Raw genomic sequence first — 16205 nt, 5'->3', positions numbered from 1 at the left:
TTTTCGAAATTTTGAAAAGTAATCTTTTTTGTTTATTCTGCTTCTTGAATAATATCAATTCGCTCAATCGTCACATCCGTTTTCGTGCCATTATCAGAACCGTCATCTAAAGCCGCGATGGCATCGACAACATCCATGCCTTCAATTACTTGACCAAAAACAGTATATTTACCATCTCCATACGGATAGCCACCGTTTTTATAGGCTTCAAAAATTGCCGCTGGCTTAGAGGAAGAAGATAACCCTTTCGTGACATCATCACTATTTTGGACAATAAAGAATTGGCTGCCGTTACTGTTAGCAGCGCCGGTATTGGCCATCGCCAAAGCTCCGCGAATATTATAAAGTTGATTTGATTTTTCAACGCCAAAGCCTTCGCCCCAAATACTTTCACCGCCGGAACCAGTGCCGGTTGGGTCACCAGCTTGAATCATGAAATCATTGATAACTCGATGGAAAATAATGCCATCATAATATCCATCTTTTGCCAGAGTCATAAAGTTTTCCACGGCCTTCGGTGCTAAATCAGGAAAAAGTTTCATTTTGATTGTTCCCATGGAGGTCACCATGTCCACAACATCTTCATTGGCAGCAATTTCAGTTGTCAATTGCGGCAACTCCAAAGAGTCCAAGTCAACAGCTTGACTGCTGCTAGCGGCTGTGCTGCTTGAGCTACTGGTTGTGGCAGAGGAGCTGGCAGTGGTCTCTGACGTGCTGGAGCTACTGCTGCTTTCATTTGTTGAACCGCAGGCGCCTAAAAATAGAGTCAGGGCTGCGACTAACCCAAATTTCATTACTGTTTGCTTTTTCATTCTTTCAATCCTTTCTTTCTACAAGTAATATGATAACAAACATCTAATTTTTTTCCAGAAAAATTTTTAAAGCCTTACCAAAGGTGTAGACCAATTAAATTTCCAATGCTATAATAAAGTATCTTTTACTAGGAGGCAACAGGAATGGGAAAATTAGGTATTTCAATTTATCCAGAGCGTTCAACATTTGAAAAGGATAAAGCGTATTTAGATTTAGCGCATAAATATGGCTTTAAACGGGTTTTTACAAGTCTCTTACAAATCAATGATGACCAAGAAAAAGTTTTGGCTGATTTTACTGAAGTGGTCACTTATGCAAATTCTTTGGGTATGGAAGTGATGGTGGACATCAACCCAAGTTTATTTGAACAATTAGGCATTTCTTACGATGACTTATCTTTCTTCCATAAAATGGGGGCATACGGCGTTCGTCTGGATGTCGGGTTTACCGGTGCCGAAGAAGCTCGCATGACAAGAAATCCTTATGGAATTAAAATTGAAATCAATATGAGTTCTGGTACAAATTACGTTGACAATATTATGAGTTATTCACCTAATACCGATAATTTATTAGGCTCCCATAATTTTTATCCGCATCGCTATTCAGGATTGAGCTATGAACATTTTGTATATTGCTCTGAAAAATTCCGCAAGTACAATTTAAATACAATGGCTTTTGTTAATTCCCATGCTGCAACATTTGGACCTTGGCCAACCCAAGACGGCCTGTGCTCTTTAGAAGACCATCGTGAATTGGAAATTGCGACACAGGTGAAACATTTAGTTTTAACTGGTTTAATCGATGATATTTTAGTCGGAAATGCTTATGCCTCAGAAGCAGAATTAAAGGCGATGAATGAAGCTTTCTTTGCACCTTACCCAACGATTAAAGTGGATGTCTATGACGATATCACTGAAAACGAACGGATTTGCTTGTTTGATAATCTTCACAGCTATCGTGGTGATCGCTCAGCATATATTTTGCGTTCAACGATGACGCGGGTGTATTACAAAGACAAAGAATTTCCGGCTCACAATACCCGTGATATGGAAAAAGGCGATGTCTTAATCGACAATGTCGGCTATGGTCAATACAAAGGGGAAACCCAAATTGCCTTAAAAGCCATGAAAAATGATGGCCGCGTCAATGTTGTCGGTCGGATTGCCGAGGATGAATTATTCTTATTAGACTTCTTAAAACCTTGGTCTAACTTCAAAATGATGGAAAACCAAAAATAAACTAGCAGTAAGAGTCTGGGAAAGTTTTGTTAAAACGAAACTTTCTTAGGCTCTTTTTACGTCAAGAAAAAAATGAAGCCCAGCTTTTCTTTTAAAAATGGCTATTTCCAGTCAATTTATTCCCATTGCCTGAGAATCTTTGTTAAAATAGTGAAGAATATGGCTAGCACTTTCAGTCAAGCTTGAAATAACTTATCAGAAACGGAGTTCACCAAATGACAAAGAAAAAATTATTATTAGTGGATGGCAACAGTGTCGCATTTCGCGCTTTTTTTGCTCTGCATAATTCACTTGATCGTTTCGTAAATAAAAACGGCTTACATACAAATGCCATCTATGCCTTCCATAATATGTTTGACAATATTATGACCAAAGAACAACCGACCCATGTTTTAGTCGCCTTTGATGCAGGCAAGACCACCTTTAGAACAGAAATGTATGGCGAGTACAAAGCGGGGCGGGCCAAAACGCCAGGTGAATTTAAAGAGCAGCTGCCTTATATTCGAGAAATGCTGACTGGTCTTGGTGCTAAATATTATGAACTGCCTAATTATGAAGCGGATGATATTATCGGCACTTTGGCAACTCAAGCGCCGAAGGAGGAATTTGAAGTGGTCATTGTTTCCGGTGACCGAGATTTAACACAACTAGCCACCGATGATATTCGTGTGGAGGTGACAGTCAAAGGTGTCAGTGAAATCGAATCCTACACGCCAGAACATATCGCTGAAAAATATGATGGATTGACGCCTCAGCAGATTATTGACATGAAGGGATTAGCCGGCGATGCCTCAGACAATATTCCTGGTGTGACTAAAGTTGGCGAGAAGACCGCAATCAAATTGCTGAATCAATTTGGAACAGTCGAAGGCATTTATCAGCACATCGATGAACTAAAGCCGAGTAAAATGAAAGAAAATCTCATTCATGATAAAGAACAGGCCCTGCTTTCAAAAAAACTGGCGACGATTGATGTCGATGCACCAGTGACGGTTACCCTTGATGAAACAGTCTATCAAGGCAAAGACTTAGAAAAATTAGTGCCCTTCTTTAAGGAAATGGACTTCAAACAATTTTTGACCAAGCTAGATGTTCCTGAAGAGGCGAAGGATTTAGAAGATGTTCTATTTGAAGTGGTCGATGAATTTTCTGCTGAGATGTTTACCTCAGAACAGGCCTTATACGTTGAAATGCTGACGGATAATTATCACACCGCTGACATTGTCGGTGTTGCTTGGGGCACCAAGAAGAAAGTTTATGTGACTAACAATCCAGCACTTTATGAAAATGAGCATTTTTTAAAGTGGTTAACAGATGAAAATCAGTTGAAATTTGTTTATGACGCCAAACGGACCTATGTCTCACTGACCCGCATGGCTGCTCGAGCTCAAGGCTTGGATTTTGATGTGTTACTAGCGGCCTACTTGTTAGATACAAATGACAACAGCAATGATATTGAGGGTGTCGCCCATCACTATGGCTACACAGAAATTGAATCAGACGACGCCGTTTATGGCAAAGGCGCTAAAAAAGGACTGCCAGCAGATGATGAAGTCTTTTTCGCTCATCTGGCCCGCAAGATTGGTGCCATTCACTTTTTAACGCCTAAGCTGACAGAGGAGCTAACAGAAAAAAATCAGTGGCAGCTCTTTACGGAAATGGAATTGCCCTTATCAAAAATTTTAGCCGAAATGGAAATGACCGGCATCACTGTTGATGCTAGCCGCCTGCAGGAAATGCGGGTCGAATTTAGTCAACGTTTAAAAGAAATCGAAGAAAAAATCTTTGCGGAAGCCGGCGAAGAATTTAATTTGAATTCGCCGAAGCAATTAGGTGTGATTCTCTTTGAAAAAATGGGCTTGCCGGTCATTAAGAAAACCAAAACCGGCTATTCCACGGCGGTCGATGTTTTAGAACAGTTGCGGGAACAAGCGCCCATCGTTGATGATATTTTGACCTATCGTCAGATTGCCAAGATTCAATCGACTTATGTGGAAGGCCTGCTAAAAGTAATCGCTACTGACGGCAAAGTGCACACCCGCTACATTCAAACCTTGACCCAAACCGGTCGTTTGAGTTCAGTGGATCCGAATTTGCAAAATATCCCGATTCGTCTAGAAGAAGGCCGCAAGATTCGTCAAGCCTTTGTTCCGAGTGAAAAAAATTGGCTAATTTATTCTTCCGATTATTCGCAAATTGAGCTGCGGGTCTTGGCCCATATTTCAAACGACGAGCATTTGAAGGCGGCTTTTGTGGAGGGGCAAGATATTCATACGAGTACCGCGATGCGGGTCTTTGGGATTGAAAAACCAGAAGAGGTGACAGCTAACATGCGTCGCCAAGCCAAGGCGGTCAACTTTGGCATTGTTTATGGCATTTCCGATTATGGTTTATCGCAAAATCTAGGAATTTCCCGTAAAGAAGCCCAACAATATATTGATACGTATTTTGACCGTTACCCAGGAGTTAAAAAATACATGGAAGAAATTGTCAGAGAAGCCAAAGACAAGGGCTATGTCGAAACTTTATATCATCGCCGCCGTTATTTGGCAGACATTAATTCCCGCAATTATAATTTGCGCTCCTTTGCCGAGCGGACTGCCATCAACACGCCGATTCAAGGTAGTGCTGCCGATATTTTAAAAATTGCGATGGTCCAGCTGGCAAAAGAATTGCAACAGGCAGACTTAAAGGCGACCATGCTTTTACAAGTGCATGATGAATTGGTCTTTGAAGTTCCTGAAGAGGAATTGGACAAATTAGATAAATTGGTCCGCAACGTGATGGAAAACGCAGTCGAATTGTCAGTACCACTTTTAGCCGATAGCAACTGGGGCAAGACTTGGTACGAAGCAAAATAGTTTTTATTTTAAATGGAGAAGGTGCAGAGGATGCCGGAATTACCAGAGGTTGAAACCGTCAGAAAAGGTTTGGTTCAGTTAGTCAAGGACAAGACCATTCAGCGGGTCGAAATTTTTTGGCCACGGATTATTGAAAATCCCGAGGTGCCGATTTTTGCAGCTGAATTAGCCAATGAGACAATCCACGACGTGCAGCGACGAGGTAAATTTTTAATTTTCAAATTGGACCATTGGGATTTGATTTCCCATTTAAGAATGGAAGGCAAGTACGAATTTTCCCCAGCTGAAGCACCGCTGACAAAACACACCCATGTTGTTTTTCATTTTACAGACGGCAGCCAGCTGCACTATCATGATGTTCGTAAGTTTGGTCGTATGACCCTAGTAGCCAAGGATCAAAGTAATACTTATAAAGGTATTATGCAGTTGGGGCCAGAGCCTTTACCGGATTTATTTACCTTAGCTGATTTTACAACCGGGTTAAAAAAATCCAGCAAAGCAATCAAACCGCTGCTGCTGGATCAAAAATTGGTTACTGGCTTAGGCAATATTTACGTGGACGAAGCGCTTTGGGAAGCACAGATTCATCCAGAGCAGCCGGCCAACACCTTGAAGAAAAAAGAAATTGAAATTTTGCGCTTAGCCATCATTGATGTTTTAGGTCGAGCGGTGGCAGCTGGCGGCACTACGATTCGTTCTTATCTCAATGCATTAGGAGAAGCCGGAAAATTTCAATTGTCATTAAATGTTTACGGGCAAACTGGTCAGCCTTGTCCTCGTTGTCAAACGCCGATTGTCAAAATTAAAGTCGCTCAAAGGGGCACGCACTTTTGCCCCCATTGCCAAGTTTTGAAAGTGAGGGGCAGAAAATGAGCTTTGTTTTAGGAATCACGGGCGGCATCGCTACCGGAAAAAGTACGGTGGTCAATATTTTTCGCCGGTTTGATTTTCCGATTGTTGATGGGGATGTAGTCGCTAGAAAAGTCGTGGAGCCGCAAACCGAAGGGCTTCAGGAAGTTGTTGCAGAATTTGGTACAGAAATTTTAAATGCCGACCACAGCCTTAATCGCAAAGCCTTAGGTAGAATTGTCTTTGCCGATGACCAGCGGCGCCGGCGGTTAAACGAAATTTTAAATCCCTTTATCCGCAAACAAATTTTAGCGGAAATTGCTGCTGGAAAGCTAAGCAGCCCATTGGTGATTGTCGATGTGCCGTTATTATACGAAGGCAATTACGAACATTATATGGATGCGGTGGCGGTAGTTTATTTACCAGAAGAACTCCAAGTGCAGCGACTAATGCTCAGAGACGGTTTTGATTTGGCAACCGCCGAAACTAGAATCCATGCCCAGATGTCAATTGCCGAAAAAAAAGAGCGAGCGGATATTATTTTTGATAATCAAGGTACACCCGCTGAAACGGAAAAACAAGTTATCGATTGGCTAAAAAACAACGACTTTATCCGCTGATTCAATCATGTTATAATAATAGACAAGAAAGAAATGATTGTTATATTATTGAGGGATTGAAATCAGCAAAAGCAAATTTTGATGCAAAAAAAATCTGATTGAATTTTTTGCAGAGCTAGTTTGCTTGAGCATTTTTCAAACTCAATTTGAGGAGGAAATCGGATGCGTTGTCCAAAATGCCAACATAATAATTCACGGGTTATAGACAGCCGTCAAACAGATGATGGCCGCACGATTCGCCGGCGCCGTGAATGTGAAAACTGTGGCTTTCGTTTTACTACCTTTGAACGGATTGAAGCAACACCTTTACTAGTGGTGAAGAAAAACGGTTCTCGAGAAGAATTTAATCGTGATAAAATCTTGCGGGGCTTGATTCGCTCTGCCGAAAAGCGCCCAGTTGCGATGGAACAGATGGAACAGGTTGTCGATGATGTTGAAAATCGGGTTCGTTCGCTTGGTGAAAATGAAGTCTCGACCAATTTAATCGGCGAATATGTGATGGAAAATTTAGTCAATCTAGATGAAATCGCCTATATCCGTTTTGCCAGTGTCTATCGGCAGTTTAAAGATATGTCGGTATTTTTGAAGGAATTACAAGAAATCGTCGACAAAGCCAAAAATGGTGAAGAGTAAGGAGGGGTTGCCGTGGAAAATGCTTGGGATGAAGTCTTACCAAAATATTTATTTCAAGTTGGCAAACAATTGCCCCTAGGCGATCGCAGTCAGGAAACCCTTGTGCAATTGTATCAACCGATTATCGGTGCCTCAGCCTTAGCTTTGTACTTCTCCTTTTTAGGGGAAATCAAATGGCAGTATGGTCTAAGTGAGATTGCCATCCATGCCGATTTACTGACTGATTTAAATGTTGGTTTACAATTATTTTTTGAAGACCGCCAAAAATTAGAAGCGATTGGCTTATTAAAAAGCTATTACCAAGAAGATGCTCAATTGGGTCGCAAGTATCTTTATGAGTTGCAGGAACCTTTAGCACCAGAAGCTTTTCTACAAGATAGTCTCTTGCATTTTCTGTTAAAGGAATATGTCAGTGAGACAAAATACGAGCGCCTCCTGCAGCGCTTCAAGCCAAAAACTTTGGATATCTCAGGTTTTCAGGAAGTCACTAAAAAATTCAAACAAATTTTTTCCTTCAATGAAGGCCGTTTCGCAGAAAACTTTGGCAGGCTTGAAGAAAGCGCCGCTGATTTTTCACTGGAGAATCCACCGGGAATTGATCAGGGTGAGGATTTGGATTGGCAGTTAATCGAAGCCAACTTAGCCCGTTTGGGTGTGACCACTTCTTTAACGGCTGAAGAAAGACAAGATATTTTTGTCCATCATGTGATGTATGGCTATGAAGAAATCGAGCTTAGTGAACTGTTAGCCAGAACTTCTAACTTAACGGAACAAAAAATTTCCTTAAAAGATTTTCATAAGGCTGTCCGTCAAGCAGCCCAAACAATGCCTGTCACAAAAAAAACTACTGATGATACTCCATCAACTGAGCCGCAAACCAAGCTAAGTGAGGCAGACCAGAAAATTCGCCGGGAAAATACTCTCAAAGCAGAGGGCTTTTCACCACAAGATATCGAATTAATCAAAGAGGCAGAACTCTATCCGCCGATGACCTATTTTCAAGCTTTGAAGGAAGCCAAAGGCGGTTTTATCGGCGATCCTGAGGTTTGGATTGTTAAAAATTTAGTGGATCGCTCCGGTTTACCGGCCGCTGTCGTCAATATTTTAATTCATTACGTATTGGTCGCCAAAAATGCGCCGGTTTTAAACGGCACCTATGTCAATTCGATTGCCAATGAATGGGCCCAAAGCGGCATTAAAACGCCGGAAGCGGCTTTAAAACATGCCCGGGATTTGAATAATAAGCCAAAACAAACTAAAAATTATCGCAATACTAATCGCAAAGTGCGCAGGGAAAAAGTGCCAGAGTGGATGAATCAAAAAACCTTACCTGAGGCGCAAATTGCCCCAGAGCGCCAAGCGGAATTAGATGAAATGCTGAAAGACTTTTTGAAGGAAGGTGACTAGCCATGGAGGATATGGGAAAAGAATTGTCACAGATTATTCGCAAAGGAAATTACCAGGACAAATTAGCGGAAATGGTTCAAAAAGTTTTACAAGATCCAGATGTCGCAGCCTTTATCGCAGAGCATCGTGATCAGCTGACCGATGCTGATATCGAAAAAAGTTACGCAAAACTCTATGAATTTGTTCAAGAAAAACGCAAATACCAATTAAATGATCCCACAATGATTGCCCCAGGCTACGAGCCGCAGCTGGCGATGAATTTTCATTTTATCGATGTGACTTATGTGCCAACGGAAGCCTTGATGGCCCGTAAGCGGGAGGAAGAAATCCGCAGTCGCGTGCGGGCAGTGGATATGCCAAAAGATATTCAAGATGCCTCCATCGCCAACTTTGATCGTGACACCGAAAGAAGTGCTGCACTAATTGAAGCGATGACCTTTATCAATGAGTTTGTCGCTACACCTAAAGATTTTCATAAAGGCTTGTATCTGGTGGGCGACTTTGGTGTTGGCAAAACCTATTTATTAGGTGCAATAGCTCATGAGTTAGCCGTCAGAGGATTTGAAACAACGCTAGTTCACTTTCCGACCTTTACAGTAGAGATGAAACAGGCAATCGGCAATGATTCTGTTGGGCCAAAATTAGACGCTGTAAAAAGAGCGCCGATTTTAATGCTGGATGATGTGGGAGCCGATTCGATGAGCCCTTGGATTCGTGATGAAGTTTTTGGTGTCATTTTGCAGCATCGGATGCAGGAGCAATTGCCAACTTTCTTTTCCTCCAACTTTAACTTAACGGAGTTTGAAGAACACCTCAGCGTCTCGCAAAAAGGCGACGAGGAACCAATTAAAGCCAAACGGATTATGGAACGGGTCCGCTACCTCACAAAAGAGGTGTGGATGTCCGGCCGCAATCGCCGCCACGGTTAAAATTTGCAATTTACTTTTAGATAATAAAGAGCCCTGTCAACATTAGACTAAAAATCTAATGTTGACAGGGCTTTTACAACTATCCAGTAATTTTTTTATTTAGAATCATGGGCAGGTCGATCAGATGACCCTAAGACTGTCCCCATAATTTTTTTCAAGGGAAAATAAACTAACGAAACAATCACAATTGTCATAATCACATTGATTAGTGAGGCTGGGAGTTTGGTGGCAGCACTGGTGAAGGCAACCGGCAAAGAAGATCCGGCAATTAAAAAGGTAACAGTATTTTTCAGCTGCGTCATGATTAGCTTGGCAATCCCGGTGACGACACCCACACCCATTACTTGCCAGACATTCGTCAAATTCTTTTTGAAAAATAGAATTGCTAAGGCTGCTGCTCCACCGACGATAAAACTTTCCAAAAGAAAATAAGGCGCCTCAGTTGCATAGCCACTGAGAATATCAAAAATGAAAAAACCTAAACCACCAGCTAACGCACCTCTTTTATAGCCGATTAAAAGCACTGCCAATAATAAAACGGCATTACCCAGATGGACAAAGGCGCCTGTCGGCATCGGAATCCGAATATTAGTGCCGATAACGGTCAACGCAGCAAACAGCGCCACTAAAATAATACTTCTTAAACGTGAATTTTTTATCATAATTTACTCCTTTATTTAATTGATGGTTGATTATTTTTAGAAGTCACCCGGTTTTGGGCTTGATTATAGGCACCATGCCAGACATGACCTAAATACTGATTAATTTCTAAGCCTTCTTGAATAGCGGCCGCCACAAAGTCTTTGGCTAAGACGACAGCTTCAAAGACAGAAAGCTCCTTGGCTAAGCCCGCCGTAATTGCGGCAGCAAAAGTACAGCCAGCGCCATGATTGAAATCTGTTTTAAACAGAGGATTTTCCAAAATTTCAAAATTACGGCCGTCAAAGAACACATCCAGCGATTTTTCTCCGCCGAGACGATGGCCACCTTTAACGATGACATTCTTAGGACCCAGCTGATAAATTTTTTCTGCCGCAATTTTCATTTCAGCTAAATTTTCTAACGGCGGCATTTCTGCCAAGATGGCCGCCTCCACTAAATTCGGCGTGGTAATTGTTGCTAAAGGTAAGAGGTTTTTTTTAATCGCCACCACATTTTCACTTTGAAATAAATCCTGCGTGCCTTTACTAGCAATGACAGGGTCAATCACAACATTTGGCATCTGATATTTTTCAAGATAATCTTTGACAACCTCAATTGTCCCGACATCTCCCAATAAACCAGTTTTCATGGCTGCTAGCTGTCCGCCGGTAAAAATACTTTTTAGCTGTTTAGCCACTAGCTCTGGTGAAAAGCTGGTGACTTCATGGGACCAATTTTGATCTGGGTCCATTGTCATCACACTTGTAATCGCTGAAAAACCAAAAGTGCCGTATTCTTGAAATGTTTTTAAATCCGCTTGAATGCCTGCTCCGCCAGTCGAATCAGAGCCGGCCACGGTCAACACTTTTTTAATCAATTTCCTCCTCCATTCAAATTTTCTTTTAATGTAACTTAGTATAAGGGAAGGCTGATTTGACAGAAACAGCCAATTGGTTTATTTTGAGGTCATCCAATTACAAAAAAGAAGGTAAAGCTATGGAATGGCGCTTACAAAAATCAACGGGACCGATTTATCTACAAATTATGGATTTAATTATTGAAAGCATTCAAAAGGGCGAACTGGAAGCCGGCGAAAAAATTCCGACTGAACGGGAGCTGGCAAAATTATTTGCTGTCAATCGCACGACAGTCGTCCATGCGCTGGATGAATTGGCCAGTTTAGGCTGGCTGATACGTAAACAGGGTAGCGGCACGAGGGTAAATGAAGGAAATTGGGGACGCCAAGCCTTGCCCCGCACAAATTGGCAGGGAATTTTACAACAAACGGCTTATAATCGCCAGCATCCTTTTTTGCTGAATTTAAAAAAGCGATTAGCAGACTCGGAGGTACTAGATTTATTTACCGGGGAACTGCCTCATCAACTGATTCCGAATTTCCAGCTGCCGAGTTTTCGTTGGGAGGATTTTTTAGCTGAAGAGACTCAACTATCAGCAGCGGGGTATTTGCCGTTGCAAAAAGCTATTCAAGAAGAATTGCAAAAAGACCATCAATTAGAGGTTTCCCTTGAGGATATATTAATTACTTCTGGGGCTCAACAAGGGTTGTTTTTATTGCTGCAAGTGTTATTGGCACCCGGAGATAGCGTGGCAATTGAAAATCCTTCATTTCTTTATGGCCTGCCAATTTTTCAGGCTGCCGGAATTTCGCTTTTTGGCGTTGGCTTGGACCGAGAGGGCATTAAACTAAACGAGTTAAAGCAATTAATTGTCACAAAAAAAATTAAAATGCTGATTTTAAATCCGACCTACCAAAATCCTACTGGTATTGTGATGTCTTTGAAGCGTCGTCAAGAAGTTTTAGAGCTTTGTGGCAGATATCAAATTCCTGTTGTGGAAGACAATGTCTTTGGTGAGATTAATTTCACCAAGAAAATTCCTTTATTAAAATCACTTGCCCCGCAGCAAGTCATCTATCTGGGTTCACTTTCAAAAATATTAGGCGCCTCAACTAAAATCGGTTGGCTTTTAGCTCCCCATTCCCTTATGGCGCCCTTAATTGAAGCTAGGCAGGTGATGGATTCTACCGTCAGTATTTTTCCGCAAGTCCTTGCCACAGCTGCTTTAAGTGATCAGACTTTTTTAAATCAGCGACAGCTATTAGTAGATGCCTTAGCTAAACGAGCCGCAACTTTTCTGAAGCTAGTAGCCCCCTTTGAAAAAGACTGGCGAATTAGTGAGATTAAAGGTGGGTTTTACGTCTGGCTGACCTGGCAAAGAGGGGATATAGCTAAAAAAAATTGGCAGCTTTTTTTAGATAAAGGGCTGCTAATTGCTCCGAGTTTTCTTTTCTCCAATGAAAAAAATGCTCTACGCATTAATTTTAGTCGGTTAGAAGAAAAGGATTACCGCAAATTTTTTTTGATTTTTTCTGAAATCACCGATACGCTGAAAAAAAGCTAAAACTTGTGCTAAACTTATTAAGAATGGAGATGATATTATGAGTGACACCCTTGATATTTTATTAAACCATCGGACTTATCGGGATTTCGATGCCGATTATCAATTGCCCCAAGAGGATTTACAGACGATTTTAACGGCCGCTCGTCAAAGTGCGAACTGGATGAATGGTCAAGCCTACAGCATTTTAGTTATCCAAGATAAAAAAATTCGTGAGCAATTAGTTGAATGGAACCCGGGAAATCCCCATATGCTAAATAGTTCAGTCTTTTTATTATTTGTCGGCGATTTGCATCGGGCTAAAATGATTAGCGAACATTATCATACGGCTTCGACCGTTGGTGAAAGCTTAGATCACATCTTAGTGGCAACGACTGATGCGGCGATGGCGCTCCAAAGTGCAATTGTCGCCACCGAAGCACTAGGCTTAGGCTGTGTTCCAGTGGGTTCCGTCCGCAAAAATATTGAAGAGCTAGCCGAGTTGCTGCATTTGCCAGAGCAGATGTTTCCTCTATGCGGCTTAAGTATTGGCAAACCGAACGTTGCCATGAAGGTCAAGCCAAGACTACCAGAAGAGGCCGTCGTTTTTTACGATAGCTTTAAAGATTATGACTATCCGGTTTTAGCAGAGTATGACCAGACGATGGAAAAATTTGCCGAAGCCAGAGAAACCAAACTGTGGACAGTCAAATTTAAAGATTATTACGAAGCGGCCGCAAATCAAAAGGTCGATGAGTATTTTAAAAAACATCGCTTATTAAATGATTAACGGCTTTTTGGGTTGACTTTCTTATTTTTACGGCATAAAATCAACATGTAAACAAAATTAAATAATTGTTAGGTGAGGCTCCTATATGGACATATGCTGCTGCCGCGAAAGAATCGAGAGACTCTTAGTTGGTAAAACAAGACTTCGTCGTGAAGGCGAGTCTAAAGTAGCTGTAATCAATCTTGATTAATTACGCCCTATAGTGCTAAAGCTCAACGATGGTCATGAAATCAAATTTTTCCCATGCTCTCGTTGAGTGTGGGTTTCTTTTTGTCTAAAAAACCTCCTATAAATTAATTTAATTAAAAAATGACAGAAAGGATTGAGGCGTTATGGATCACCCTGAAGGACAGAGGCCGTACAATATTCTGCATTTGGAGGACTTTCCTCCAGTGCAATAGGAGGAAAGAACATGATTAGAAAAAGTAATTTAAAACAAACCAAGGACCAAGAACTAAAAAAATTAGCCCTGCTTTCAGAACGGGAACTAATGATGGAATTAAGAACGTCCATCAACGGCTTGACTGAAGCAGATGCCAAAGAAAGATTAGAAGAATACGGCGCCAATGTCGTTTCTGCGCAAAAACCAGTACCAGCTGTGCTTTTATTTTTAAAAGCTTTTAATGATCCCTTTGTTTTCGTGTTAGTCTTATTAGCAATTGTCTCTTTAGCCACTGGCGATATTGAAGCAGCAGTGGTGATGGGGATTATGATTTTAGCCAGTGTCATTATTACCTTTATTCAGGAATATCGTTCTCAAAAAGCCAGCCAAGAGTTAAAAGAATTAATTGAAAATACTTCAGCCGTTACTAGAGACAGCAGCACCAGAGAAATTCCAATGGATGAAATAGTGCCAGGGGATTTAATTACTTTAGCCACCGGCGATATGATTCCCGCCGATGCAGTCTTAATTTGGACTAAAGATTTATTTGTCAATCAATCGTCTCTAACCGGAGAATCCATGCCGGTGGAAAAATTTGTCGATGCCAAGCTCACAGAAACCGATGAGCTTTCAGCGTTGGATATGCAAGACTTAGTCTTCATGGGAACCGATGTCCTCAGTGGTCAAGGTAAAGCCATTATTTTAAAAACTGGCCAAAATACTTTCTTCGGTGATATTGCCAAAAGTGCGACTTCCCAACGGGGCAAAACTAGTTTTGATGTCGGCCTAACCAAAATTTCGAAATTACTGTTACGAATGGTCATGATTTTATTCCCAATTGTCTTTTTGATTAACGGGTTGACCAAAGGCAACTGGGGCGATGCCTTCTTCTTTGCGATTGCTGTGGCCGTTGGACTGACACCTGAAATGCTGCCGATGATTGTCACCAGCAACTTAGCCAAAGGTGCTTTAAGCTTGTCCAAACATCAAGTGATTGTTAAAGAGCTGGCTTCAATGCAAAATCTCGGCAGCATGGATGTGCTGTGTACTGATAAGACTGGCACAATTACCGAAGATCGGGTAGTCTTGGTCCAACATTTAGACCCGACCGGCCAGCCAAATGATCAAGTCTTAAACTTAGCCTTTTTAAATTCCCATTATCAAACAGGTTGGAAAAACTTAATGGACATTGCCGTGATTAATTATTTTGAAGACGGCAAACGCCAATTGCCTTATCACGATGTCGTAAAAATTGATGAAATTCCCTTTGATTTTTCCCGGCGCCGTTTAACAGTTGTCGTAAAGGCTGATGATCATCAAATTATGATTACTAAAGGGGCCGTTGAAGAGATGGAGGGCATTTGCAGCTTTGTCGAAATTGATGGTGAAAGACTACCTTTAACTGAAGAACGTAAAGCGACGATGCGCCAATTAAATCGTGAAATGAATGAACAAGGCATGCGGGTAATTACCGTTGCTATTCGACGAGATGCCCATACTGATGCCATTTATAACGTCGGCGACGAAGCCGACATGACCTTGATTGGGTTCATGGGCTTTTTAGATCCCGCTAAAGAATCAGCAATTACTGCGATCAAGTCTTTACATGAACACGGCGTCAACGTTAAAGTTTTAACTGGTGACAATGACATTGTTGCAAAAAAAGTCTGCCGGGATGTTGGCATCGAAGTCGGCACTGTGGTCCTCGGCTCACAAATTGATGAAGCCAGTGATGAAGAAATGAAAACAATCGTTGAATCTGCGAACTTATTTGCTAAATTAAACCCAATGCAAAAATCTCGCATCATTGAAAATCTGCAAAGCAATGGTCACACTGTTGGCTTTATGGGGGATGGCATCAACGATGCACCGGCTTTAAGAAAAGCCGATGTCGGTATCTCAGTGGATACCGCCGCCGATATAACGAAAGATGCCAGTTCAATTATTCTGTTAGAAAAAAGTTTGAATGTGCTGGAGGCCGGCGTGATTGAAGGCCGCAAAGTATTCAGCAATATGATGAAATACATTAAAATTACTATTAGCTCAAACTTTGGAAACGTCTTTTCAATTTTAGTTGCCAGTGCCTTTCTACCATTTCTACCAATGCTCTCCATTCAATTATTAGTTCAAAATTTAATTTACGATATGACCCAATTGACCATACCTTGGGATAATGTTGATGAAGAAGAATTGGCAAAACCCGTTCGTTGGCAAATTGATGGTTTGCTAAAATTCACCGTCTGTATCGGTCCGGTCAGCTCGATTTTTGATATTTTGACCTTCTTGATTATGTGGAATGTCTTTGGCGCTAATTCCTTGGCGACACAAGGTATCTTCCAAGCCGGTTGGTTTATGGTGGGCTTAGTCAGCCAAACCTTAGTTGTACAAATGGTCCGTACAAAAAAAGTGCCGTTTATTCAAAGCATGGCGGCACCGCAAGTTCTAATCAGCAGTGCTATCGGTATTTTAATTGGCTTAGGTATTATTTTAATCGCACCGATTCGCGAAATTTTCGAATTTAGCCCATTACCAGCCAGCTACTGGCCTTGGTTTATCGGCATTATTATTGCCTATCTGATTACCGTTGAGTTTGCCAAAAGAATTTACATCCGCTTGACCAAAGAGTGGCTTTAAAAATTTAACG

13 protein-coding genes and 1 riboswitch are annotated in these 16205 nt (G+C 41.4%); of the genes, 10 read left to right on the top strand and 3 right to left on the bottom strand.

Going from position 1 to position 16205, the window contains the following annotated elements; genetic code table 11:
• Positions 1-32: 32 nt before the first annotated feature.
• Complete coding sequence (locus AC1Z3S_RS06055) at positions 33-812, bottom strand: peptidylprolyl isomerase (protein ID WP_461737695.1); 780 nt, start codon at positions 810-812, stop codon at positions 33-35.
• Between the two features lie 144 nt (positions 813-956).
• On the opposite strand from AC1Z3S_RS06055, the gene AC1Z3S_RS06050 reads away from it, so the two are divergent.
• From AC1Z3S_RS06050 to dnaI, 7 genes are all read left to right on the top strand, one after another.
• Positions 957-2051 (top strand): DUF871 domain-containing protein, encoded by a 1095-nt coding sequence (locus tag AC1Z3S_RS06050; RefSeq protein ID WP_461739605.1) that lies wholly within the window; start codon positions 957-959, stop codon positions 2049-2051.
• 215 nt (positions 2052-2266) lie between these two features.
• On the top strand, positions 2267-4912 hold the full coding sequence (gene polA / locus AC1Z3S_RS06045; protein WP_461739604.1) for a DNA polymerase I: 2646 nt from the start codon (positions 2267-2269) through the stop codon (positions 4910-4912).
• A 30-nt stretch (positions 4913-4942) separates the two neighbouring features.
• A complete protein-coding gene (mutM, locus tag AC1Z3S_RS06040; protein ID WP_461739603.1) occupies positions 4943-5785 on the top strand; it encodes a DNA-formamidopyrimidine glycosylase in 843 nt (280 codons plus the stop codon).
• Complete coding sequence (gene coaE, locus AC1Z3S_RS06035) at positions 5782-6381, top strand: dephospho-CoA kinase (RefSeq protein ID WP_461737699.1); 600 nt, start codon at positions 5782-5784, stop codon at positions 6379-6381. The genes mutM and coaE overlap by 4 nt, the downstream gene beginning before the upstream one ends.
• Before the next feature lie 162 nt (positions 6382-6543).
• Positions 6544-7014, top strand: a complete 471-nt coding sequence (gene nrdR / locus AC1Z3S_RS06030) for a transcriptional regulator NrdR (protein ID WP_461737700.1) — start codon at positions 6544-6546, stop codon at positions 7012-7014.
• A 12-nt stretch (positions 7015-7026) separates the two neighbouring features.
• A complete protein-coding gene (locus AC1Z3S_RS06025; RefSeq protein ID WP_461739602.1) occupies positions 7027-8421 on the top strand; it encodes a replication initiation and membrane attachment family protein in 1395 nt (464 codons plus the stop codon).
• A 2-nt stretch (positions 8422-8423) separates the two neighbouring features.
• Positions 8424-9350: a primosomal protein DnaI gene (dnaI, locus tag AC1Z3S_RS06020; RefSeq protein WP_265457376.1), complete on the top strand. Its 927-nt coding sequence runs from the start codon at positions 8424-8426 to the stop codon at positions 9348-9350.
• A gap of 95 nt (positions 9351-9445) precedes the next feature.
• Here the strand turns inward: dnaI and AC1Z3S_RS06015 are convergent, their stop codons facing one another.
• Together AC1Z3S_RS06015 and thiD are read right to left on the bottom strand one after the other, a co-directional pair.
• The gene (locus AC1Z3S_RS06015; RefSeq protein WP_265457378.1) at positions 9446-10012 is read right to left on the bottom strand and encodes an ECF transporter S component; all 567 of its coding nucleotides are present in this window, start codon (positions 10010-10012) and stop codon (positions 9446-9448) included.
• 11 nt (positions 10013-10023) lie between these two features.
• Positions 10024-10869, bottom strand: a complete 846-nt coding sequence (thiD, locus tag AC1Z3S_RS06010) for a bifunctional hydroxymethylpyrimidine kinase/phosphomethylpyrimidine kinase (protein WP_461737703.1) — start codon at positions 10867-10869, stop codon at positions 10024-10026.
• Positions 10870-10988: 119 nt separating this feature from the next.
• Between thiD and AC1Z3S_RS06005 the strand changes: the two genes are divergently transcribed.
• The 3 genes from AC1Z3S_RS06005 (at position 10989) to mgtA (ending at position 16195) form a co-directional block, all read left to right on the top strand.
• Complete coding sequence (locus AC1Z3S_RS06005; protein ID WP_461739601.1) at positions 10989-12413, top strand: aminotransferase-like domain-containing protein; 1425 nt, start codon at positions 10989-10991, stop codon at positions 12411-12413.
• A gap of 37 nt (positions 12414-12450) precedes the next feature.
• Entirely contained in the window at positions 12451-13179 is a 729-nt protein-coding gene (locus tag AC1Z3S_RS06000) for a nitroreductase family protein (RefSeq protein WP_461737705.1), read from the top strand.
• Between the two features lie 57 nt (positions 13180-13236).
• Positions 13237-13409, top strand: a riboswitch (M-box (ykoK) riboswitch).
• A gap of 182 nt (positions 13410-13591) precedes the next feature.
• Positions 13592-16195: a magnesium-translocating P-type ATPase gene (gene mgtA, locus AC1Z3S_RS05995; RefSeq protein ID WP_461737706.1), complete on the top strand. Its 2604-nt coding sequence runs from the start codon at positions 13592-13594 to the stop codon at positions 16193-16195.
• Positions 16196-16205: the final 10 nt, after the last annotated feature.

This window comes from Enterococcus sp. LJL90 (assembly GCF_056924355.1).
The sequence above is the reverse complement of the archived record's forward strand: the minus strand, read 5'-3'. Positions and strand labels throughout refer to the sequence as shown.